26 protein-coding genes are annotated in these 19,363 nt (G+C 65.0%); 12 read left to right on the forward strand and 14 right to left on the reverse strand.

What is annotated here, in order from left to right:
- The first annotated feature begins 11 nt into the window (after positions 1 to 11).
- On the forward strand, positions 12 to 257 hold the full coding sequence (locus tag JQ507_14280) for a hypothetical protein (protein ID QRI72558.1): 246 nt from the start codon (positions 12 to 14) through the stop codon (positions 255 to 257).
- Between the two features lie 114 nt (positions 258 to 371).
- On the opposite strand, the gene JQ507_14285 is transcribed toward JQ507_14280, so the two are convergent.
- Positions 372 to 620 (reverse strand): hypothetical protein, encoded by a 249-nt coding sequence (locus JQ507_14285; protein ID QRI72559.1) that lies wholly within the window; start codon positions 618 to 620, stop codon positions 372 to 374.
- Between the two features lie 149 nt (positions 621 to 769).
- On the opposite strand from JQ507_14285, the gene JQ507_14290 reads away from it, so the two are divergent.
- Both JQ507_14290 and JQ507_14295 read left to right on the forward strand, forming a co-directional pair.
- Complete coding sequence (locus JQ507_14290) at positions 770 to 1,447, forward strand: nitroreductase (GenBank protein ID QRI72560.1); 678 nt, start codon at positions 770 to 772, stop codon at positions 1,445 to 1,447.
- 271 nt (positions 1,448 to 1,718) lie between these two features.
- Positions 1,719 to 2,882: an acyl-CoA/acyl-ACP dehydrogenase gene (locus JQ507_14295; GenBank protein ID QRI72561.1), complete on the forward strand. Its 1,164-nt coding sequence runs from the start codon at positions 1,719 to 1,721 to the stop codon at positions 2,880 to 2,882.
- A 140-nt stretch (positions 2,883 to 3,022) separates the two neighbouring features.
- Here JQ507_14295 and JQ507_14300 read toward each other — a convergent pair whose 3' ends face one another.
- Together JQ507_14300 and JQ507_14305 are read right to left on the reverse strand one after the other, a co-directional pair.
- Complete coding sequence (locus JQ507_14300; GenBank protein ID QRI72562.1) at positions 3,023 to 5,104, reverse strand: HAMP domain-containing protein; 2,082 nt, start codon at positions 5,102 to 5,104, stop codon at positions 3,023 to 3,025.
- 186 nt (positions 5,105 to 5,290) lie between these two features.
- On the reverse strand, positions 5,291 to 5,542 hold the full coding sequence (locus tag JQ507_14305) for a hypothetical protein (GenBank protein QRI72563.1): 252 nt from the start codon (positions 5,540 to 5,542) through the stop codon (positions 5,291 to 5,293).
- A 193-nt stretch (positions 5,543 to 5,735) separates the two neighbouring features.
- Here JQ507_14305 and JQ507_14310 point away from each other — a divergent pair, with 193 nt between their 5' ends.
- Positions 5,736 to 6,326 carry an NAD(P)H-dependent oxidoreductase gene (locus JQ507_14310; protein ID QRI72564.1) on the forward strand — a complete coding sequence of 197 codons (591 nt, stop codon included), beginning with the start codon at positions 5,736 to 5,738 and terminating at the stop codon, positions 6,324 to 6,326.
- Positions 6,327 to 6,376: 50 nt separating this feature from the next.
- Here JQ507_14310 and JQ507_14315 read toward each other — a convergent pair whose 3' ends face one another.
- Positions 6,377 to 6,760: a hypothetical protein gene (locus JQ507_14315; protein QRI72565.1), complete on the reverse strand. Its 384-nt coding sequence runs from the start codon at positions 6,758 to 6,760 to the stop codon at positions 6,377 to 6,379.
- 239 nt (positions 6,761 to 6,999) lie between these two features.
- Between JQ507_14315 and JQ507_14320 the strand changes: the two genes are divergently transcribed.
- The gene (locus JQ507_14320) at positions 7,000 to 7,566 is read left to right on the forward strand and encodes a L,D-transpeptidase (GenBank protein ID QRI73334.1); all 567 of its coding nucleotides are present in this window, start codon (positions 7,000 to 7,002) and stop codon (positions 7,564 to 7,566) included.
- A 72-nt stretch (positions 7,567 to 7,638) separates the two neighbouring features.
- On the opposite strand, the gene JQ507_14325 is transcribed toward JQ507_14320, so the two are convergent.
- The gene (locus JQ507_14325; protein ID QRI72566.1) at positions 7,639 to 8,661 is read right to left on the reverse strand and encodes a hypothetical protein; all 1,023 of its coding nucleotides are present in this window, start codon (positions 8,659 to 8,661) and stop codon (positions 7,639 to 7,641) included.
- 365 nt (positions 8,662 to 9,026) lie between these two features.
- Here JQ507_14325 and JQ507_14330 point away from each other — a divergent pair, with 365 nt between their 5' ends.
- The 3 genes from JQ507_14330 to JQ507_14340 all read left to right on the forward strand — a co-directional run bounded on the left by JQ507_14330 (position 9,027) and on the right by JQ507_14340 (position 11,780).
- Positions 9,027 to 9,608 (forward strand): septal ring lytic transglycosylase RlpA family protein, encoded by a 582-nt coding sequence (locus tag JQ507_14330; GenBank protein QRI72567.1) that lies wholly within the window; start codon positions 9,027 to 9,029, stop codon positions 9,606 to 9,608.
- 291 nt (positions 9,609 to 9,899) lie between these two features.
- Positions 9,900 to 11,468 (forward strand): beta-lactamase family protein, encoded by a 1,569-nt coding sequence (locus tag JQ507_14335; protein QRI72568.1) that lies wholly within the window; start codon positions 9,900 to 9,902, stop codon positions 11,466 to 11,468.
- Positions 11,469 to 11,573: 105 nt separating this feature from the next.
- Entirely contained in the window at positions 11,574 to 11,780 is a 207-nt protein-coding gene (locus JQ507_14340) for a hypothetical protein (GenBank protein ID QRI72569.1), read from the forward strand.
- Positions 11,781 to 11,882: 102 nt separating this feature from the next.
- On the opposite strand, the gene JQ507_14345 is transcribed toward JQ507_14340, so the two are convergent.
- Entirely contained in the window at positions 11,883 to 12,611 is a 729-nt protein-coding gene (locus JQ507_14345; protein ID QRI72570.1) for a methyltransferase domain-containing protein, read from the reverse strand.
- A 186-nt stretch (positions 12,612 to 12,797) separates the two neighbouring features.
- On the opposite strand from JQ507_14345, the gene JQ507_14350 reads away from it, so the two are divergent.
- Both JQ507_14350 and JQ507_14355 read left to right on the forward strand, forming a co-directional pair.
- Positions 12,798 to 12,983 carry a hypothetical protein gene (locus tag JQ507_14350; GenBank protein ID QRI72571.1) on the forward strand — a complete coding sequence of 62 codons (186 nt, stop codon included), beginning with the start codon at positions 12,798 to 12,800 and terminating at the stop codon, positions 12,981 to 12,983.
- 149 nt (positions 12,984 to 13,132) lie between these two features.
- Complete coding sequence (locus JQ507_14355) at positions 13,133 to 13,654, forward strand: DUF1993 domain-containing protein (protein QRI72572.1); 522 nt, start codon at positions 13,133 to 13,135, stop codon at positions 13,652 to 13,654.
- A 74-nt stretch (positions 13,655 to 13,728) separates the two neighbouring features.
- Here the strand turns inward: JQ507_14355 and JQ507_14360 are convergent, their stop codons facing one another.
- The 7 genes from JQ507_14360 to JQ507_14390 all read right to left on the reverse strand — a co-directional run bounded on the left by JQ507_14360 (position 13,729) and on the right by JQ507_14390 (position 16,897).
- Positions 13,729 to 13,965, reverse strand: a complete 237-nt coding sequence (locus tag JQ507_14360) for a hypothetical protein (protein QRI72573.1) — start codon at positions 13,963 to 13,965, stop codon at positions 13,729 to 13,731.
- 321 nt (positions 13,966 to 14,286) lie between these two features.
- On the reverse strand, positions 14,287 to 14,460 hold the full coding sequence (locus tag JQ507_14365) for a hypothetical protein (GenBank protein QRI72574.1): 174 nt from the start codon (positions 14,458 to 14,460) through the stop codon (positions 14,287 to 14,289).
- Positions 14,461 to 14,469: 9 nt separating this feature from the next.
- Positions 14,470 to 14,700 carry a hypothetical protein gene (locus JQ507_14370; GenBank protein QRI72575.1) on the reverse strand — a complete coding sequence of 77 codons (231 nt, stop codon included), beginning with the start codon at positions 14,698 to 14,700 and terminating at the stop codon, positions 14,470 to 14,472.
- A 153-nt stretch (positions 14,701 to 14,853) separates the two neighbouring features.
- Positions 14,854 to 15,198 (reverse strand): tRNA-binding protein, encoded by a 345-nt coding sequence (locus JQ507_14375; GenBank protein QRI72576.1) that lies wholly within the window; start codon positions 15,196 to 15,198, stop codon positions 14,854 to 14,856.
- Positions 15,198 to 15,824 (reverse strand): LysE family translocator, encoded by a 627-nt coding sequence (locus JQ507_14380; protein ID QRI72577.1) that lies wholly within the window; start codon positions 15,822 to 15,824, stop codon positions 15,198 to 15,200. The genes JQ507_14375 and JQ507_14380 overlap by 1 nt, the downstream gene beginning before the upstream one ends.
- 16 nt (positions 15,825 to 15,840) lie before the next feature.
- The gene (gene pdxY, locus JQ507_14385; protein QRI72578.1) at positions 15,841 to 16,713 is read right to left on the reverse strand and encodes a pyridoxal kinase PdxY; all 873 of its coding nucleotides are present in this window, start codon (positions 16,711 to 16,713) and stop codon (positions 15,841 to 15,843) included.
- A 10-nt stretch (positions 16,714 to 16,723) separates the two neighbouring features.
- Positions 16,724 to 16,897 carry a hypothetical protein gene (locus JQ507_14390; GenBank protein ID QRI72579.1) on the reverse strand — a complete coding sequence of 58 codons (174 nt, stop codon included), beginning with the start codon at positions 16,895 to 16,897 and terminating at the stop codon, positions 16,724 to 16,726.
- A 451-nt stretch (positions 16,898 to 17,348) separates the two neighbouring features.
- Between JQ507_14390 and JQ507_14395 the strand changes: the two genes are divergently transcribed.
- Both JQ507_14395 and JQ507_14400 read left to right on the forward strand, forming a co-directional pair.
- On the forward strand, positions 17,349 to 17,591 hold the full coding sequence (locus tag JQ507_14395; GenBank protein QRI72580.1) for a hypothetical protein: 243 nt from the start codon (positions 17,349 to 17,351) through the stop codon (positions 17,589 to 17,591).
- 85 nt (positions 17,592 to 17,676) lie between these two features.
- Entirely contained in the window at positions 17,677 to 18,354 is a 678-nt protein-coding gene (locus tag JQ507_14400; GenBank protein ID QRI72581.1) for an FMN-binding negative transcriptional regulator, read from the forward strand.
- Between the two features lie 187 nt (positions 18,355 to 18,541).
- Here JQ507_14400 and JQ507_14405 read toward each other — a convergent pair whose 3' ends face one another.
- Positions 18,542 to 19,342, reverse strand: coding sequence for an alpha/beta fold hydrolase (locus JQ507_14405; GenBank protein QRI72582.1), 801 nt, complete (start codon positions 19,340 to 19,342; stop codon positions 18,542 to 18,544).
- Positions 19,343 to 19,363 lie beyond the last annotated feature (21 nt).

Here is a 19,363-nt window from a genome sequence, read left to right on the forward strand (position 1 = left end):
GAGGCGGCCTGATGCATCCCCGGCGATTTGCGCGTGTTCGACCGTCGGGTTGCGTCTCCAGTGTGGTCAAGCTCCAGCTGGACCCGAAGACGCCGCTGATCGAATGCCGCCTGGTCGACTATTCCGCCGGCGGGGCCTGCCTGGAGTTCTCCAAGCCGATCCAGCTGCCGGAGCGTTTCGAGATGTTCCACGGCAACACCCGGAAGCGTTGCCGGCGGGTCTGGACCAGGGGCGTCAGGGTCGGCGTCTCGTTCTGAGGACCCCGGGCCTTCGCCGACAACGTACGGCCACCCACCAATAATCATCGGGTCGCGCCCGGCGCGACCCGATGATCTGTCCCGATTGAGGGGAGAAACGCGCCGGCGAGCGGCTCAGGCGCCGCTCTGGCACTTCTTCATGAACGAGGTCTTGGCCGCGCCGGCGAGCTTCTTGCCGTCGGAGCCGACCGCCTTGGTCTCGCAGGCGTCGGTCGTGCACTTCTTCATGAACGAGGTCTTGGCCGCGCCGGCCAGCGGCTTGCCGTCCTTGCCGACGGCTTTCGTCTCGCAGGAGGCGTCCTGCGCAAATGCCGAACCGGCGGCAAAGGTCGCGATCACGGCCGCCAAGAAAATCCGCTTCATCTGGGTTCTCCCTAAACCAAATCAGGGCCGAATTGGATATCGGATTCTTGGCCCGATCAAGTTCCCACAGCCGATTTTGTCTATAAAATACCCGGATAGCCGCGGAAAAATTCCGTGTGCGGCGCGGAACAAAGTGGGGGAAACGCGGAATGGAATTCGAGACGCTGGTACAGACACGCAAAAGCGTGCGCGGGTTCAAGAAGCAGCCGGTGTCCCGGGCGACCATCGAGGAGATCATCGAGGTGGCCAAGCGGGCGCCGTCCTCGATGAACACCCAGCCCTGGCACGTCCACGTCCTGACCGGGGCGCCGCTGGAGGAAGTGCGCCGCCGCAACATGGAGGAGATGGTCGCCGGCGCCAAGGCCAAGCGCGACATCGTCAGCCATGGCGAATACCAGGGCGTGCACCGCGGTCGCCAGGTCGACATCGCCAAGAAGCTGTTTGGCGCCATGGGGATTGCCCGCGACGACAAGCCGATGCGGCAGGATTGGGTGCTGCGCGGCTTCCGCCAGTTCGACGCCCCGGTCTCGCTGGTCCTGGCCTACGACCGGATCCTCGATCCCGGCGCGGTCTGCCATTTCGATCTCGGCGCGCTCTGCTACGGCATCGTGCTGGCGGCCTGGGATCGCGGCCTCGGCAGCGTGATCAACGGCCAGGGCATCATGCGCTCCGACATCGTGCGCGAAGTCGCCAATATCCCCGAAGACCAGGTGATCATGACCTGCGTTGCGATGGGCTACCCCGACGACAGTTTCGCCGCCAATGCGGTGCGGTCGGACCGCGAGGCCAACAGCGACTTCGTCCGTTATGTCGGCTTTGCCGAGTAGAGCGTTTTCGGGCGAAGTGGATATCGGTTCGCGTGAAGAAAACGCGTCAAGACAAGAACCGAGAGTCCCGTTCCGATTCCATCGGAACGGGGCTCTAGCCGCGAACTGTTCGCGCGATTTCGCTGCTACTCACCGCGTCGCGGGATATTGAATTCCGCACCATGAAACCCTCGCGCGACGGTGAGCGTGAGCGCGCGTTTCGACTATTCTTGCCGACAAAAAATGCGCTACTGGTTTTGTGAAGCGAAACAGCACAGGTGAGGAATCCCAGATGAGCGATGACGAACAGACAGCCATGATCCGCGAGACCGTCGCGAAGTTCGTCGATCGCGAGCTGATCCCGCTCGAGCCGCAATATCTGAAATCGAAACTGCCCGGCAGCGATCATCCCGAACTCACCTCGGAGCAGCGCAAGCGGCTGCGCGACGTCTCCAAGGAGCTCGGGCTCTGGGGCCTCGATGCACCGGAGGATCTCGGCGGTCATGATTTGCCGACGCGCACGATGGCGGCGGTGCATGAGGAGCTCGGCCGCAGCTGCGTGCCGTTCGTGCTGCCGCCGGATTCGCCGAACCTGCGCATGCTGCAGGCGGTCGGCACCGAGGCGCAGAAGAAGAAATACATGCAGCCCTATATCGAGGGCCGGATGGTGTCGGCGATCGCGATCTCCGAGCCCGGCGCCGGCGGCGATCCCGCCGGCATGAAGACGCGCGCCGTGCTGGAGGGCGAGCAATGGGTGCTGAACGGCCGCAAGATCTGGATCAGCAATGCGCGCGCCGCCGATTTCATCATCGTGATGGCGCGGATCGGCAACGACCAGCGCCAGGGCGGCATCACCTCCTTCATCGTCGAAAAGGGCACGGCGGGCTTCATCATCGAGCGCGAGATCCCGATGGTCGGCGGCGGCTCGACCTATGAGATCGTGTTCGAGGATTGCCGCATCCCAAAGGACTCCGTGCTGGGCGAGGTCGGCAAGGGCTACGCGCCGATGCAGCTGCGCCTGCGCACGCGGCGGCTCGAGATGGGATCGACCTGTGTCGGCATCACCAAGCGCGCGCTCGACATGATGTGTGAGCACGCCAAGCAGCGCGAGACCTTCGGCGTCAGGCTCGCGGAGCGCCAGGCGATCCAGTGGTGGATCGCCGATATTTCCACGCGCATGCATGCCTGCCGGCTGATGGTGCGCGAGGCCGCCGACAAGACCGATCGCGGCGAGGATATCCGCCACGAGGCCTCGATGATCAAGGTGTTCGCGACGGAGATGGCCTATGACGCCTGCGACCACGCCATGCAGACGCTCGGCGCGCTCGGCGTGACGCTGGAGTTGCCGCTCAACGCGCTTTGGCAGAAGGCTCGCCTGATGCGGGTGTATGAAGGCCCGAGCGAAGTCCATCGCCAGGCGATCGCCCGCCGCGTGCTCGGCCTGCGGGGAGGCTAGGGGCTAGCAGGCCCTCAAGCTCATGCCGTCATTGCGAGCGCAGAATGTAGGATGGGTAGAGCGAAGCGAAACCCATCATCTCGCCGCGCCAGCGCAATTGATGGGTTTCGCTTCGCTCTACCCGTCCTACGGATTTGCGACTACGCCGCCCGGACGTCTGACAGGAAGCGGTTGACCTGGCCGGCGAGGTCCTTGGATTGCGTCGAGAGTTGCTCGGCCGCGCCCAGCACCTGGGTTGCCGCCGCGCCCGTATCGTCGGCGGCGCGTTGCACGCCGGAGATGTTGGAGTTGACCTCCTGGGTGCCGCGCGCGGCTTCCTGCACGCTGCGCGAGATCTCCTTGGTCGCCGAGCCCTGTTCCTCGATCGCGGCCGCAATCGCGGTGCCGATCTGGTCGATCTCGGTGATGACGTCGACGACGTTCCTGATCGCGGTCACGGTCTCGTCGCTCGCGGTCTGGATCGCGGTGATCTGCTCGGAAATCTCGGTGGTGGCCTTGGCGGTCTGGCCGGCCAGCGATTTCACCTCCGAAGCGACGACGGCAAAGCCGCGACCGGCCTCGCCGGCGCGGGCCGCCTCGATGGTGGCGTTGAGCGCGAGCAGGTTGGTCTGCGCCGCGATGCTCTGGATCAGGGTCACGACGTCGCCGATCTTCTGAGCGCCCTCGGCCAGCGAGCGCGCGGTGTCGCCGGTGCGGCGGGCATGGTCGACGGCGCGCGCTGCGATCTCGGTCGAGGTCGCGACCTGGCGGGCGATCTCCGAGATCGAGGAGGTCAGTTCCTCGGTCGCGCTCGCCACCGTCTGCACGTTGGTCGAGGTCTGATCCGACGCTGCGGCCACCACTGCGGCCTGGCGATTGGTGGCGGATGCGGTGGCCGACATCGATTGCGCCGTGTCCTCCATGACAGATGACGCCGCGGACAATCCGCCGACCAGTTCGGTGACCTTGGCCTCGAAGGCGCGGGTCAGATCGTCGAGCGCGCGGGCGCGGCGCATCTTGACGTCGTTCTCGGCTTCCTTCTCGGTGGCGAGACGATCGGCTTCGATCTTGTTGTCCTTGAATACCTGCACCGCGGCGGCCATCGCGCCGATCTCGTCATTGCGCGCAGCGCCCGGGATGGCTTCGGCGACTTCGCCCGCGGCGAGACGCGACATGCGGCCGGTGAGGGCGGCAATCGGGTTGAGGATACGGCGGCGAACCATCACGATGAGGCCGGCGCTGCCGGCGATCACCGCGAGCAGTCCGACCAACGCCACCACAAAGCTGAAGCGCGCCGATGAATAGGCGGCGGCAAGGCCCTGCTCGGCATTCTCGTAGAACGCATCACGCACGGTGACGATGGAGGCGAGGCCGAACTGGGACTCGGCATAGTAGGTCTCGACGTCCTGCTCGTACTTGCCCGAGGTTGCGCCTTCCTTGGCGAATTTCAGCGCCTTGCCGAAGCGTTCCACATAGTCGGCCTGCATCTTGCCGAGCGCCGTCATGACGTTCGCCGGTGTTGCGGGGTTGTTGCGCAGCTCCTGCAGCGTCGAGAGGATTTGCTGGGTACGGCCGGTAGAGCGATAGAGCTCCATTTTCTCGGGCTCGGTGGCGACGCGCTTGGCGCCGACCAGGGCCTTGTGCAGGCTGGCGTCGAGCCCGCCGATGTCGCGCAGCGTCCAGGCGACGTTGGCGTAGCTGGCCTGGCGGTAGGCATTGCCGTCGAGGCCTGCGAGGCGGCGCACCTGTTCGTCGAGCAGCGTGGTGACACCGGCATTGAACACGGAATTGTCGGCGACGATCTTGGCGGCCGCCGGTTTGCGTGCGTCGAGGGGGCCTGCGATCGCCTTCTCGATCGCGTCGCGGAGTGCCGCGAACTTCGCCTTCAGCGCGTCGATCGCGCTCGCGACCGCTTCGCCATCGTCGAGCGCGCCGGGCAGCGCAGCGCGGACCTGATTGACCTTGGCGAGCGCACCATCGGTCAGTTTGCGCAGCTTGTCGAGATCGCCGATCTGCTTCTGGTCGATCGCGCCGGTGCTGAACAGCAGGTTGGTGGACATGCCACGCTCGGAGTTCATGTAGCGCGGGATATCGCCGACGGCGCGGACGATCTCGAGCCGGCTCTGCGCGGTCGAGACCTTGTCCATGGTCTGGTACTTGGTGACCGCGACATAGGCCGCGAGCCCGCCGCCGACCGCGGACAACGAGACGATCGCGGCCGTCAGGAGAGTACCAATTTTCATGGGATGCGCGCCATTTCTTGACGAGGGAGGGAGAGGCCTCAACCGTACCGGGTGCGCATTAAGCTTGGGTTTATGATACGGGGCCGCGGTGGTCCCAGCGGTCCCGATCATTTGAAACGCGCCGCACCGCCCCGATCGCGACAGGCCGGCAAGGCTCGGCCAGGGCAAAGGGCCAGGCGTGACGGTTCAGTGCTCGTCGTCGTCGGCGCCCTTGGTCGCTGCGCGGTGCTGGGTCGTGCCGCCCGAGCCCGCCTCGCCGCAGGGAAGCTGGTTCCAGGTGCCGTCAGGGGCTTGCTGATAGGCCTGGCAACCTGTCGGCGTGGCGGTGGTAGACTTCTCGTCGGGCTTCTGCCGCTCGGCATTCTTGCCCAGCGCCGGTGTGGCGATGGCGGCAATGGCGGCGAGCGAGCCTGCAAAAAATAGCCTTGCGATCGGCATGTCGGTTCTCCTTTCTCGAAGCGACGACATATCCAGAAAACAAATCTGGCGATTTTTGGCCACCGCGGCAGGCGTGCGACCAATTGCTTAACGCCGGGAAAATACGCGGGGGCGGCGGTTAACATCTGCGCGCCGGGTCTTCGCGCTAAGTCGCGCGACGGCCGTCGCAGGGCCATGCTAGGATCGGCGCATCATGACCCACCGCATTCTCGTTCTCTACGGCTCCTATCGTTCGGATCGCATGGGCATCCGGCTGGCGCATTTCGTCATCGACGGCCTTCGCGGGCGCGGCGACGACGTCGAGTTGATCGACGCCAAGGAGGTCGGCCTGCCGATGCTCGACCGCATGTACAAGGAACATCCCAAGGGGCAGGCGCCGGCCGCGCTCGAGGCGCTCGCCGGCAAGATCCGCGACGCCGACGGCTTCCTGTTCGTCACCGGCGAGTACAATTGGGGCATCCAGCCCGGGCTGAAGAACCTGACCGATCATTTCCTCGAGGAATGGTTCTGGCGGCCCGCGGCGATCGCGAGCTACTCGGCCGGGCGGTTCGCCGGCGCGCGCGCCGCCACCGCCTGGCACGGCACGCTGTCCGAGATGGGGATGGTGGTGGTGTCGAGCACGATCAGCGCAGGACCGATCGCGCAGACTCTATCCGCAGAAGGCAAGCCGATCGGCGAGGGCGGCAAAGCGCTCGAGCGTGCCTTTCCACGCTTCGCCGACGATTTCACCTGGTGGATCGAAGCGGCCAAGGCCCAGCGCGCGCGCAAGGCGCCGCCGTACTGAGCGCCGTCTTCCTCACGCGAGCCGGTGCCGACTTCGCCTGAAGATGCTTTCTATTCCTTGCTCCTGATGTAGCCCGCGAGCCGCGTCTTCTGGTCCTGGCACCAGGTTGTCATGCTGCCGGCGCGGCGCTGATCGAGGTCGGTGGTCTGGGTTGCGATCGCGACTTCGGTCATCAGATCGTCGGCCTGCTTCTCGCCCATCTTGCCGCCGGTGTGCATGTAGGCGATCGCCTTGCGCACCTGTTCGGTGGTGCCGTCGGGCAGATGCATGTCCTGCGCGCGCTGCACGAGGTCCTGATAGACCAGATCGGTGCCGGGGCACTCGACCTTGGCGGCAAAGGCCCGCAGCACCATCGTGACATAGGCCGCGCGCGGATCGGCGTGGGCCGGCGTCGCCGCGACGATTAGGCCGCCGATCAGCAAAGCGTAACGCATCGAATTCCTCCCGATGTCTTAAGCATTTTGCCGCAAGGCTAGCGTCCGCGGGAACCGACTGCAACCGCAAGGACACACTTGCCGAAGGAACCGATCAAACAGCCGTGTTCCAAACGGTACCGCCACGATTTCAGCACGATTTCGGCAGCAAGTGCCACAAGTTGACGCAGGGGAGAATGATCGTGTCGAAGTTGGGGCTTGCTGCGGTGCTGGTTGGTTCGCTTGCGCTTGGCGGCTGCATGCAGGCGACCTTGTCGCCGGTGACGGATGCCGCGATGACGCCGCGTGATCGGCAATTGCTGGCGCATCCGCCCTATGCGGAGGCCAAGATTCCGGATCAGTTCCAGCGCCACATTGTCGACTACACGCGCAAGGAGCAGCCGGGGTCGATTCTGGTCGATACCGACGCGCGCTATCTCTACTACGTGCTGCCCGGCGGCAAGGCGATCCGTTACGGCGTCGCCGTCGGCGAGGAGGCGATGGCGTTCTCCGGCGTGGCCACGGTCGGCCGTCTGGCGGAGTGGCCGGATTGGGTTCCGACCAAGGATATCCAGGAGCGGCTCGGGCCGTATCCGGCGCGTGTCGCGGGTGGGCCGGCCAATCCGCTCGGGGCCCGCGGCATCTACCTCTACCAAGGCAACAAGGACACGCTGTACCGTATCCACGGCACCAACCAGCCCGAATATATCGGGCAGGCGATCTCGTCGGGTTGCATCCGCATGAACAACGCCGACGTCATCGATCTCTACCAGCACGTCAAGCCGGGCGCCACCGTGGTCGTGCTGCCGCCGGGACAGAGCGCGTAATTCGCACGCGAAGTGCAAAAGCGGCCGATCGCGTCATCGCGATCGGCCGCTTTTTTTATAGTTGTTCAGCCGTCAGCGCAGCGGCATCGGCGGCCGAACCACGGGGCCGTTGTCATCAGCATCGACGATATTCGACTGCTGCTGCGGCAGCACCGGCCGCGGTGCCGCAGCTTGCGGCGCGACTGCGACGGGGGCCGGCAGCGGCGCTGCTGATGCCGACGGAGGCGGCGGCGGGATATAGGCCTGCGCCGGCCGACGGATCGGCGGTGGAGCAACGGCCGCATGCGGCACGGCCTGAGGTGTGATCGCGGCGCGCGGGCGCGGCGCAACCGGCCGTGGTTCGACGGCCCTGGTCTCGGTCGTTCGCGCGACGCGCTGTGACAACTGATCCTGGCTGGCCTTGAGCTGATCGATGCTGGTCTTGAGCTGTTCGATCTGCTGCCCCATCGACGCCAGATCGCGCGCCATCGACTGCAGCAATTGCGTCTGGTCAGGTGCGGCTGCGGCCGGCGCTGCCGCAACCGGCGCCGCGACGGCAGCCGGGGCCGCTCCGGCGACGTTCTGCGGCGCCACGGCCGGAGCGGCGTCAGGCGGCTGATCAGCCGCCGCCGCTTGCGCGACGGGCGGGCTTGCCTGGTCGGACGCGGGAGCCGCCTTGCCCGGCAGCAGCGAGGTCAGGGCCTCTGCCTGCGGCACGTACTCGGTCACGATCTGCTTGACGCGATGTCCGTAGTGCTGCCACGCCGCGGTGCCCATGGCGCCGGCTATCGCGAACAGGAACCAGAACGCGCGGATCGCCCATTTGTTGGTGGGACGCGGCGCGCGCTCCAGCCGGATGTCGTCCAGCCTGCCGTCATGGCTTGCAGCGCTGTATTCCGGCACAGCCGGCGTCACCGCTACCGGCGTGACCGGCGGCACCGAGGCGACCGGCGCAACCGGTGGCGTGGACGAGGGCGCGAGGCTCGGGCCGAACCACGGCTCGCGCTGTCCGGATGATGCCTCGTCGGCTGCCGCAGGCGCAGCGGCATGGTCCGGCCGGGCCGGAGCGAAGCTGGGTTCGATCGCAAAAATATCGTGCGGATCTGCGTCTTTCATCGTCGATTGCATGGCGGTCCCCGTTTCAGTCCAAGGTCAACCGCAAATGGGCGGCCGGCAAATTTCGCTCTGTATCGACCCCTGGCCCGGTCCCCACAACTCCAGTCGGGTTTGACCAAAGCAAGGCGAGAGGGTGGAGAGGTTGAGGAGTTTCGGGAACCGGAGCCGGCAGCCGGGGTCGCCAGGACTGCGTGTCCGGTGAATCTCCTCGGGTTGTGTGGCGTGTCCACCACACCTGAAGGGAAATCGCGCGACGTGCGGCGCGTCTGATCGCGCTCCGCCACCGTTCCGCCCTGTTTGGATTCGGCTCATTAGGCTGGTGTTGGATTTTCGGCTTGGGCTGGGGCGCGAGTTGGGGATGCAACATGACACGCGACGATGCAGTCATTTCGTACGTCGACGTTATCTGCCGCGCGCGCGGTGCCGCGCCCGCGATCCGGTTTGCCCATGCGCGAAAGCCGCTGCGGCTGTTCGCGGTGGTGATCGGCGCGGCCTCGCTCGCGGCTTGCGCACAATCATCCGTCGTCAGCCAGCGCTCGCAGGCGCTCGCGAGCCGGCCGGCATCGGCTGAGCCGACCCGGGCCGCGTCGTCCGCGGTGCGCACCCATGTGGCAACCGCGCACAGGCACGCGCCCTACGCCGCGCGCAAGACCGGTGACAGCAAGATCGCATCGCAAGGCGTTGCGAGCTTCTACAGCGACGAGCAGGAGACCGCGAGCGGCGAGAAGTTCAACGCGCACGAACTGACCGCTGCGCATCCGACATTGCCATTCGGTACCAAGCTGCGCGTCACCGACGTCAAGACCGGCCGCTCGGTCACCGTGCGCGTCAATGACCGCGGGCCCTACGTTCCCGGGCGCATCGTCGACGTCTCGTATTCCGCGGCCCAGTCGCTCGGCATGATCGGCAAGGGCGTCGCCAATGTCAGGCTCGATGTCGTGCAGTGAGCTGCGCCGCACGGCCGAGGCTCGGGATTTTTTGCCGGCCGGATCGGGAAAAAGTCCCGATGTCATACGCGCTTTAATCCTGTTGTCTGAACCACCCAGCCCAATAGAATTGTCGCCGCTACTTCCCCGCGCTCGCTTTTTCCAGGCGCGTGGATTTCTACCCAACGAACCTTTCCCCGCCTTGGATTGTCCCGCCAAGGCGGGATTTTTCGTTTTAGGGCCATGCGCGCCGCATGCGTTGACAGTGCCGGCCGGAGCCATAACCTCCGTTCTGCTTTCGGAGGACGGCCCATGCCAAACGACAATCAGGAAATTGACGGCGTCACATCAGGTCAGCCGTCACGGCGCGGAGCATTGCAACTGTTTCTGGGCGGAGCCGCCGTGCTGTTCGCGCCGGACGGACAACTCGGCACCATGACGACGGCACAGGCCGAGACCGGTGTTGCCGACGGACTGTCGCGCGGCAGGCCAGAAGAACAAGGCGTTGCGCCATCAGCGATCCTCGACTTCCTTGATGACGTCGACCGCCAGGGCTACGAGCTGCACAGCTTCATGCTGTGGCGTAACGGCCAGGTGATTGCCGAGGGCTGGTGGTCGCCGTATCGCGCCGATCGCAACCACATGATGCATTCGTTGACCAAGAGCGTCACCGTCAGCGCCGTCGGGCTAGCGATGGCCGACAAGCGCTTCGGCCTGCAGGACAAGGCGGTGTCGTTCTTCAAGGACAAGCTGCCGCCCGTCGTCGACGACAAGCTCGCGGCGATGACGGTCGAGGATCTCCTGACCATGCGCACCGGCCACGCCGCGATGACCTCGGGATCGGCATGGCGGCCGATCAAGACCAGCTGGGTCGCCGAGTTCTTCAAGATCCCGGTCGTGTACCAGCCGGGCACGAAATGGGTCTACACCTCGGCTGCGACCTATCTGCTGTCGGCGATCGTCACCAAGACGACCGGCGAGGCCGTCGCAGATTATCTCAAGCCGCGGTTTTTCGATCCTCTCGGAATCTCGGGCTATGAATGGCCGGTCGGGCCTGAAGGTATCTCGCCCGGCGCCAACGGGCTGAGCTGGAAGACGGTCGATTGCCTCAAGCTCGGCATCCTTTACGCGCAGAACGGCATCTGGAACGGCAGGCAGGTGCTGCCGGCCGATTGGGTGGCGGCGGTGCAGCAGCCGCACGTCAAGGACACTTACGGCTATCAATGGTGGATCGGGCCTGGGACATTCTACGCCGACGGCCTGTTCGACCAGCTCAGCTTCGTCTTTCCCAAGCACAATGCGGTGCTGGCGATCACCGCCGGCATCCCGCAGCGTAGCGGTTTCAACAAGCTGGTGTTCCGGCATTTCCCGGCGATGTTCTCTGCCACCGCGGCGAAGAACGATGCCGAGGCCGACAAGCTGAAGGCGCGCACCTCGGCCCTGCAGTTGCTACCGCCGCTGGTCGCGGCATCATCGCCGGTTGCAGCGGAGATATCCGGCAAGACCTGGCAGATGCCGGAGAATGCCGACGCGATCAAATCGGTCAATCTCAGCTTCGCCGACAAGACCTGCACGTTCACGCTTGAGGACGGCAGGGGCACGCACACGATCGAGGTCGGCCTCGACGCGCCGCGCGAGGGCACCACGACGATGACCGGCAACAAGCTGCATCACGAGTATCAGCCCGATGTGATGCGCGTGGTCGCGAGCGGTACCTGGCGCGACTTGCGCACCTTCGTGATGACATGGACCTTCGTCGAATCGGCGTTCCGCGACACCGTGACCTGCACCTTCGAGGGACCGCAGATGCGATTCGCGCGCAGCGTCAATGTCAACTCGTCGGCGCTGGATATGCCGACCCTGATGGGCAAGTTGGCGTAGCCGCGACCACAAATTGCGCTCTGCCGCATCTTGCGGCAGGCTTCCACCAAATTGTCACACTCCCAGCGAAATGCAGCCCAAAGCCACTGCCAACACACCGCCGGAATGGATGATGTCGGCGAGGGACAAGCGTTGGCCTACAAGATGATCGCAGAACGCGAGAACGAAACGGTCAGGATCGAGCGGGAGAGCTCCTTCATCATCATCGCCAAGGCCAGGGTCTGGGCCAGCGAAGGATGGCAGGTGGTGATCACCGACAAGGACGGCAAATCATACCCGCCCGAGGAATTCGACAAGCTGCTCGCGGCGTGAGCTAGAGCATGATCCGGAAAAGTGCGAAGCGGTTTTCGGAAAAGATCATGATCAAACAACGAGCTAAAGCGCGATGACGATTCGACCCAATCTCATCGCGCTTTAGCGCTGCGCCGATACCAGCAGCATCATCGGCCGCTCGAGCTCGTCGGCCAGCTCAGGCATCGCCCTGATCTGCTCGCGTGTCGGGGAGAATTCCTCGACATGCCGCAGCGAGAAGCCGGCGCCGATCAGCGCATTCAGCGTGGTGCCGATGGTGCGATGATATTTCAGCACGCCCTGCACGTACCAGTCGGTCCGGCGTTCGCCTTCGATGAAGTAGCGGTTGACCGGCCAGGTCTTGCGGCCGTCCTGATCCTGTCCCCAGTCCGGGCGTGTGGCTGCCATGTAGATCGGATGTTCGATGGTGAAGACCAGATGTCCCTCCGGGACGAGCGCGCGGTACAGCATGCGCGCGAGCCGATCGAAGTCCCCGACGTAATGGAAGGTGAGGGCGCTGTAGGCGAGATCGAACGTCGCTTTCGGCAACTCCAGCGTCTCGAGGTCGGCGATCTCGTAGGTGATGGCCGGGTCCTGCGTCATCGCGATGGCGCGGGCGATCATGTTCTGGGAGAGGTCGACGCCGAGCACATCGGATGCACCTTGCCCCCGCATCCAGCGCGACACCCAGCCGAAGCCGCAGCCGAGGTCGACCACGCGCTTGCCCGCGATATCGGGTAGCATCGCGCGGATCGCGGCCCATTCCGGCGCGCCGAGCAGTCCGCGGACCTGCCGCGGCAGTTGGCTGTAGCCGGCGAAGAAGCCGGGATCGTCGTAGATGTTCTGAGCCATGGTCACGGCAACCCGGGAAGGTACGGTACTCGCTTCTAGCCGCCGCCGCGGCGCGTGGGAACCGCTGATCGCATCGCGGTTTGCGGCGGCGCTGGAACCAGACACGGCGTTCAGCGGTTCTGATGTCAGCCCGCGGGATGCGCGGTCACGCCGTTCCTGCGGCATTTGACAGCCGAGGAGAGCGCCATGATAGCCGAGATGCAGATCCACACCATCGCGCGGCAGATGCTGCAGAAGCACGGTCCGCAGGCGAGCGCGCAGGCTGCGCAGAACGCCGTGGCCTGCGAGAGCAAGGGCGAGACCGAAGAGGCCCGCGAGTGGCGTCATATCGAGGACGCCATGAAGATGATGCGCGGACCGCATCAGAGCTGACGGCGCAGCTCGCTCTTCCGGATCGAAATGAGCCTGGCGCTGCGCGCTGGACCATTTGATTTATGCCCCAGTGCCGCTTGCCTTTGCCGGAAATTCCGGGAACTCTGTTCAGGCAATCAGCAAATAAATTCTATCTGGGGGAATTCGCCGTGACCTTTTCACTCTACGACGCGACTGTCGCCAACTATCTGCAGATCCTCGGCTCCGTCTCGGGCTTTCTCGAAAAGAGCCTCACGCATTTCAAGGACAACGGCATCGATCCGGCCGAGATCGTCGAGACCCGATTGTTTCCCGACATGCTGCCGTTCCGCTTTCAGGTGGTCTCGCTCGCGCACCACTCCCGCGGCGCGATGGAGGCGGCGAAGAACGGCGTGTTCGTCCCGCCGTCCGGCAAGCCCGATCTGGACTACGCCGCATTGCAGGCGCTGGTGAAGGACGCGCACAGCGAGTTGTCGGCGCTGACGCCAGATGCAGTCAATGCGCTGCTCGGGCGCGACATGACATTCAAGGTCGGAGACCGGTCGATGCTGTTCACGGCCGAGGGATTTTTGATGTCGTTCTCGCTGCCGAACTTCTTCTTTCATTCGACCACGGCCTACGACATCCTCCGCCACAAGGGCGCGCCGCTCGGCAAGCGCGACTTCATCGGCCGCCTGAACCTGAAGAAGTGACCGGTCGCCGCGCGCAGCAAGATCGGGCGCGCGCGGCAACAAGCGCGATCGTCAGTACTTGAGGCCTGCCGACGCTAGCCGATCCTGCGCCACCGCGGCACGGGATCGAGCGGCGTCCGGTAGAGTTCGCGCCGATCGATGTCGGTGACGCGCACGGCGCAGCCGCGCGCTTTCAACTCCGGCTTGACCTGCGACAGCTCATTGGCGAGCTGATCGGCGCGATCGGATGCGAGGCTGATGTCTTCGAGGATGATCGTTCCTTGATTGCGGAACTCGTCCCCCACCACGAGATCGAAGGTGTAGTACGGCATTCCGAAGCTCTCCGTTTCGGTTTGCATCACAGGGTAACACTGAGTCGTGCATTCCCTAAGATGCGTGGCGCACAATCGTCGAGCGATCCGCGCAAAAACGATGTGCAGCGCGTCAGGCACGATGAACGATCAAGCACGCGCGGCACGGCGAAGGGGTCCTTGATCCAGCTCACCGCCATGCCGTTAAGATTTGATTAAAATTGTCGGCGCAAGCTCGAGCCCAAGCAGATCGCAACGGAACCGGGCTCCGGGAACCGGCAGTTGCAGGAGAAGGCCGGTGGCGTAACGCCCGCCGGCCTTTTCTCATCGCGGATGCGCGAACTAGTCGCGCAAGGCGGCTTGCCGCCTGGCGCGGCATTTCGGGCCGGGCCCGCGCATGTAGTACAGTTCAGGCCGATAGGGATTGATGACGCCGTCGAGCAGCGCGACGCAGCGCGTGACGAGGCAGGTGAGGCGGCGGCGCCAGGGCTGCAGGGTGAGTTCCATCGAATTCATGGCACACCCTCAGTGCAGTTCGCCGAGGACGGCGGCGAACGGAAGCTCGAAGATCTCGGTCCCGATATCGTCGGTGACGTGGACCGCCCAGTTGCGCCAGTCCTCCGCGCTCGGTGTCATGACAAAGCTGCGCGCCAGCTGCTCCGCATGCACCCATGCTTCCGAAAGGTCCATCGCGGCGCCGGTGCGATCCAGGATGACGTGCTTGTCGTCAGAGCAGTGAAAGAAAACTGCGGACATTTTCCGATTCCCATGCCGAAGCGATTCTTGCGCGTTGGAATAGCAGCGCGCGCTGGCATCGAGAATCCGGATCATCCCCCATCGGTAAACTACGGGGATTCCAGACGATTTGAATCACGCGGCCGTGATCGGCCTCAACGTCAGGATGATCGGTCAGAAGATCGGCTCGCCGACATCAACCTCGCTGCGCGGGCCGAGCACGATCACCTGGCCACCGATGTCCTTGGCGCCGAGGATCAGCAGTTCCGAGGTGAAACCGGCAATGTTCTTCGGTCCGAGATTGCAGATGCAGACCACCAGCGAGCCGACCAGCGCCGCCGGCTCATAATTCGTGATCTGCGCGCTCGACCACATGATCCGCCCGGCGCCGACATCGACACCGACCTTGTAGGAGGGGTTGCGGGCGCGCGGAAACGGCTGCACTTCGACGACCTTGCCGATCCTGATGTCGAGGCGGGCGAAGTCGTCATAAGTGGCTTGCGGCTTGAGCGGAGACATCAGCGCTCCTGAAACGCAAGGCGGATGCCGAGCGCGATATAGATCGTGCCGACCACGCGGCCCTGCCACTGCCCGATGCGGCGGTGCCGCCTGATCCACGGACTGATCTGGCCGGCGGCGAGCGCGAGCAGCGAGGTGTAGGCCGCGCTCATCGCGACGAAGATCAGGCCCAGCGTCGCGAATTGGGCGACCGCCGAGCCGTGACCGGGATGCACGAACTGCGGCAGGAAGGCGAGGAAGAACAGCGCGGTCTTCGGATTGAGCATTTCCGCCCAGATCGCCTGCCGGAACGCGCGCCGCGGATCGACCGGCTGCGCCGCCGGCAGATGCAGGTCGTCATTCGTCTCGAACAGGGCGCGGATGCCGAGCACGATCAGGTAGATCACGCCGGCATATTTGACGATCGAGAACGCCAGCGCCGAGGTCATCAGCACGGCCGACAGGCCGAACGTCGCCATCGCAGTGTGAACGAGATCGCCGAGCGCGATGCCGAACCCGGTGGCGACGCCGACGCGCGGCCCGCCGGTCACCGAACGCGCGAGCACCAGCAACACCGCCGGCCCGGGGATCAGGAACAGGCCGAGCTCGACGGCGGCGTAGGTGAGCAGGGTGGTGGTGTCGATCATGAAGGTGTCCCGGATGTCAGGATGCAGGGAGGGCGACCGCCGCGAAGCGTGGCCTCGGATCAAGCATCACGCCGGCGCTTTCGACAATACGCATTTCCTCGGTTCCCCGCTCGGCCGTGCGCACCAGCACGCCGTGGATGCCTGACGCAGCGTGGCTGAGCGCGTCCGGTGTCGCGAGGCCGCGCATGCGGGCGGCGGCGAACAGCGCCGCGAACAGGTCGCCGGTGCCGGACGGGCTGATCGGCACCCGCGGGGTGCGCACGCGCCAAGCCGCAATGCGCGCGCCTTCCGTGCGTTCGATCGCCAGCGTCTCGATTTCATTGTGGGGCGTGCCGGCAAGCTCGGCGCTGGTGATGACGATCGTTGCCGGACCCCGCGCCATCAGCGCGCCGGCCTGGGCGATCACGTCGTCGATCGTCGTCACGCGCGCGCCGCAGAGGAACTCGAACTCGAAATGGTTCGGCGTGATGATATCGGCGAGCGGGCAGAGTTGGTCGCGCACCAGCGGCGGGATGTCCGGCCGCACGAACATGCCGCGGTCGCGATCGCCGAGCACCGGATCGCAGCAATAGAGCAGGGCCGGGTTCGCGGCTTTCGCGCGGGCGACGAAGTCGGCGACGTCAAAGCCGATATCGGCCGAGCCGAGATAGCCCGACAGGATCATCCGGGCCGCCTCGACCGCGCCGCGCTCCTCGATGCCGCGCAACAGATCGGCCACCAGCTGCACGTCGAGCACCCGGCCGCGGATCGTCGGATAGCCCGGCCGGTTGCTGAGCAGCGTGGTGGGCACGGCGACGACATCGATGCCATGCAACTGGATCGGAAAGGTGGCGGCGCTGTTGCCGACATGGCCGAATGCGACCTGTGACTGGATCGAGATGACGGTCATGGTGTCCGCATCACCCGAACAGGGCGGCGTAGATCACGTAAAGCCAGCCCAGGATACCGTGGATGATCGCCCACAGGATCGAATGGTTCTTGGTGTAGGAGATCGCAATCGCCAGCGCCGAGCCGAACCCCACGCCGTATTTCGCACCCTCGACGCGGACGCCGTAATATCGATTGCCGTTCATGGTGATCCTTCCAGCGGGAGGGCGTGAGGCGGGTGACAGCGTAACCCGCGAGTTGCGGTGAGTTCAACGGCGGACATTGCCTTCGAGGGGTCGGTGCGTCCATCAGCCGGGCGCCGGGCATCCTTCGGGGCTCGCCCCTTCCAATCGTCGTCCTGGCGAAAGCCAGGGGACCCATAACCACCGGCGTTGGTCGTGAGAGGAATTGGGCCCAGCGTCGCGCAACAATGTGGGCATTCGGGGCAATGGTCCTGGCTTTCGCCAGGACGACGGTGAAGGTCGCTCTCGGTCACGCTCCAATCAATCGAATGTGTCGAACTGAGCCACAGCACCTGCAAATTCGTTGCGTCGTCACGGAATAATCGGGGAGCGCCGCCCGTCATGGTTCTAGCGAAAACGCTTCGACAGGCCGGTGAGATGATCCCCATCCTGTTGATCCAGCAGGAGACGCTCGATGACCACGATCAAACACGTCGCGGCAGGCTTGCTGGCCCTTGGCATGCTGACGACGTCGGCCATGGCGCGGGAGGTCCCGGCCGGCCCATCCGCGTTCTTGAAGGGACATGCCGCGGCCGCCGGCCGCTGGGGCGGCGGGCCGCCGCGCGTGGCGGTGCCGCGCTTCGGCGAATTCGAGACGCTGCCCCGGGATCAGCCCGGCGGCGTCTGCGACCACGGTGACAACGCCATGATCTGCTGAGCCGGACGGTGCATGGCGGTGATCTCCGGCAAAAGTTGCGCTAGCCTCGCTGGGTCGTCTCCCCCCAGCCGCGAGCGCCACCGCCATGCACATCCTCCGTCCCCAGTTTCGCATCGAGGACGACCACGCCCTGGCCTTCGCGGCGGCGCGCGGCTTCGGCGCCATCGTCGCCGCCGACGCACGCGGCCCGCGAGCGTCTCATGTTCCCTTCGTGATCGCGCGGCGCGACGATCGCGTGATCGTGCAGCTCCATCTCACCGCGAGGAATCCGCTGGTCGAGCTCGCCGACGGTATCAGGCGCTTTCTGCTGATCGTCTCGGGCGACGACGCCTACATCTCGAACGACTGGTACGTCTCGCGCGACAACGTTTCGACCTGGCTCTACGAGGCGGTGCATCTGTCCGGCGTCGCGCACCTGCGCGATCGCGGCGAGAATCGTGGTCACGGTGACGCGCTGCTCGCGGTCTCCGAGGCGCGGCTGCCGAAGCAGCCCTGGGACCTCACGCAGATGGAGCCCGGCAAGCGCGAACAGATGCTGGCGTCGATCAGGGTGATCGATCTCGTCGTCGACGAGATCGAGGGGCAATCGAAACTCAATCAGCACAAGAGCGATGCGGACTACGTCGCGCTCGTCGACCGCCTGGCGCAGGCGGAAGAGACCGCAAGCCAGAGACTGGCGGAGAAGATGCGTGCGCTACGGCCGGAGCTTGAATATGACGTTGGACGGAGCCTGGGGCGGGGTAGCCAACGGGTCCGTCCGTAGGACGGCCCGATGACAGGCTCCGCGTAACCCGCCATCTTTGCTGATGGCGGATTACGCCTTCGACAAATCTGCCTTGCAAGCTTGATCAACGTCGCGATCGCAAACGTGTTGTTAACAATTGCTCTGTGCTGATTTGCTCGATTCCGATTCGTTCCCTGCGAACAAAATGGAGTCGGATGGGGAACGATTACGGTGCGGACTCCAGGAAGCCCAGAACCTCACTGTTGAATCGTTCCGCCTGCTCGACATTGAGGATGTGAACGCCGGGCAGCAGGACGAGTCTTGCACCGGCAATCGTCGTCGCGATCGCTTCGCTGTGATTGGGGCGCGTGACGGTGTCGCTCTCGCCGCCGATGACCAGGGTCGGCGCCGCGATCAGCGCGATGACGCGGCGAAGATCGACATCGCGCAGTGCGGCGAAACACCCGGCAAGGCCGCGCGGCGAGGTGGTGAGTACCATGTTGCTGAATTCGTCGACGATCTCGTTCGGCGCGGCCAGCATCGTCGCGGGAAACCAGTTGCGCATGAAGCCGTCTGCGATCGCGTCCATATCGCTCGCAGCCAGCACCGCGTGGATCTGGTCGTCGAAATGCAGCTCCGCGGCAAGATAGGGCGCCGTGTTCGAGAGGATCAGGCGATCGATGCGGTTGGGCGCGAAGACGCCGAGCCATTGCCCGATGAACCCACCGAGCGAAAGGCCGAGAAAATGTGCCCGATCGATGTCGAGAAAGTCGAGCAGCTCGACCACGTCGCGGCCGAGCCGGTCCATCGAATAGGGACCCGCCGGCGCGTCCGACCCGCCATGGCCACGGGTGTCGTAGCGGAGCAGGCGAAAGGAGCGGCCAAGCGCCGCCACCGATCGATCCCACATGTGCAGGTTCGTGGCGATCGAGTTCGACAGCATGAGCACCGGCCGATCGACGGGGCCGTCGATCCGGTACGCAATCCGGCAGCCATCTGCCGTCGTGAAGTGTTGATCGCCGCTCATCTCGCTGGTCCCTTCTGCTGG

The organism is Bradyrhizobium sp. PSBB068 (genome assembly GCA_016839165.1).
Lineage (GTDB): Bacteria > Pseudomonadota > Alphaproteobacteria > Rhizobiales > Xanthobacteraceae > Bradyrhizobium.

What these genes read in the sequence shown, in the direction of transcription:
- JQ507_14280 (QRI72558.1), top strand. Translation starts at nt 12, where the DNA reads ATGCATCCCCGGCGATTTGCGCGTGTTCGACCGTCGGGTTGCGTCTCC.
- JQ507_14285 (QRI72559.1), bottom strand. Translation starts at nt 620, where the DNA reads ATGAAGCGGATTTTCTTGGCGGCCGTGATCGCGACCTTTGCCGCCGGT.
- JQ507_14290 (QRI72560.1), top strand. Translation starts at nt 770, where the DNA reads ATGGAATTCGAGACGCTGGTACAGACACGCAAAAGCGTGCGCGGGTTC.
- JQ507_14295 (QRI72561.1), top strand. Translation starts at nt 1,719, where the DNA reads ATGAGCGATGACGAACAGACAGCCATGATCCGCGAGACCGTCGCGAAG.
- JQ507_14300 (QRI72562.1), bottom strand. Translation starts at nt 5,104, where the DNA reads ATGAAAATTGGTACTCTCCTGACGGCCGCGATCGTCTCGTTGTCCGCG.
- JQ507_14305 (QRI72563.1), bottom strand. Translation starts at nt 5,542, where the DNA reads ATGCCGATCGCAAGGCTATTTTTTGCAGGCTCGCTCGCCGCCATTGCC.
- JQ507_14310 (QRI72564.1), top strand. Translation starts at nt 5,736, where the DNA reads ATGACCCACCGCATTCTCGTTCTCTACGGCTCCTATCGTTCGGATCGC.
- JQ507_14315 (QRI72565.1), bottom strand. Translation starts at nt 6,760, where the DNA reads ATGCGTTACGCTTTGCTGATCGGCGGCCTAATCGTCGCGGCGACGCCG.
- JQ507_14320 (QRI73334.1), top strand. Translation starts at nt 7,000, where the DNA reads ATGCAGGCGACCTTGTCGCCGGTGACGGATGCCGCGATGACGCCGCGT.
- JQ507_14325 (QRI72566.1), bottom strand. Translation starts at nt 8,661, where the DNA reads ATGAAAGACGCAGATCCGCACGATATTTTTGCGATCGAACCCAGCTTC.
- JQ507_14330 (QRI72567.1), top strand. Translation starts at nt 9,027, where the DNA reads ATGACACGCGACGATGCAGTCATTTCGTACGTCGACGTTATCTGCCGC.
- JQ507_14335 (QRI72568.1), top strand. Translation starts at nt 9,900, where the DNA reads ATGCCAAACGACAATCAGGAAATTGACGGCGTCACATCAGGTCAGCCG.
- JQ507_14340 (QRI72569.1), top strand. Translation starts at nt 11,574, where the DNA reads ATGGATGATGTCGGCGAGGGACAAGCGTTGGCCTACAAGATGATCGCA.
- JQ507_14345 (QRI72570.1), bottom strand. Translation starts at nt 12,611, where the DNA reads ATGGCTCAGAACATCTACGACGATCCCGGCTTCTTCGCCGGCTACAGC.
- JQ507_14350 (QRI72571.1), top strand. Translation starts at nt 12,798, where the DNA reads ATGATAGCCGAGATGCAGATCCACACCATCGCGCGGCAGATGCTGCAG.
- JQ507_14360 (QRI72573.1), bottom strand. Translation starts at nt 13,965, where the DNA reads ATGCCGTACTACACCTTCGATCTCGTGGTGGGGGACGAGTTCCGCAAT.
- JQ507_14365 (QRI72574.1), bottom strand. Translation starts at nt 14,460, where the DNA reads ATGAATTCGATGGAACTCACCCTGCAGCCCTGGCGCCGCCGCCTCACC.
- JQ507_14370 (QRI72575.1), bottom strand. Translation starts at nt 14,700, where the DNA reads ATGTCCGCAGTTTTCTTTCACTGCTCTGACGACAAGCACGTCATCCTG.
- JQ507_14375 (QRI72576.1), bottom strand. Translation starts at nt 15,198, where the DNA reads ATGTCTCCGCTCAAGCCGCAAGCCACTTATGACGACTTCGCCCGCCTC.
- JQ507_14380 (QRI72577.1), bottom strand. Translation starts at nt 15,824, where the DNA reads ATGATCGACACCACCACCCTGCTCACCTACGCCGCCGTCGAGCTCGGC.
- pdxY (QRI72578.1), bottom strand. Translation starts at nt 16,713, where the DNA reads ATGACCGTCATCTCGATCCAGTCACAGGTCGCATTCGGCCATGTCGGC.
- JQ507_14390 (QRI72579.1), bottom strand. Translation starts at nt 16,897, where the DNA reads ATGAACGGCAATCGATATTACGGCGTCCGCGTCGAGGGTGCGAAATAC.
- JQ507_14395 (QRI72580.1), top strand. Translation starts at nt 17,349, where the DNA reads ATGACCACGATCAAACACGTCGCGGCAGGCTTGCTGGCCCTTGGCATG.
- JQ507_14400 (QRI72581.1), top strand. Translation starts at nt 17,677, where the DNA reads ATGCACATCCTCCGTCCCCAGTTTCGCATCGAGGACGACCACGCCCTG.
- JQ507_14405 (QRI72582.1), bottom strand. Translation starts at nt 19,342, where the DNA reads ATGAGCGGCGATCAACACTTCACGACGGCAGATGGCTGCCGGATTGCG.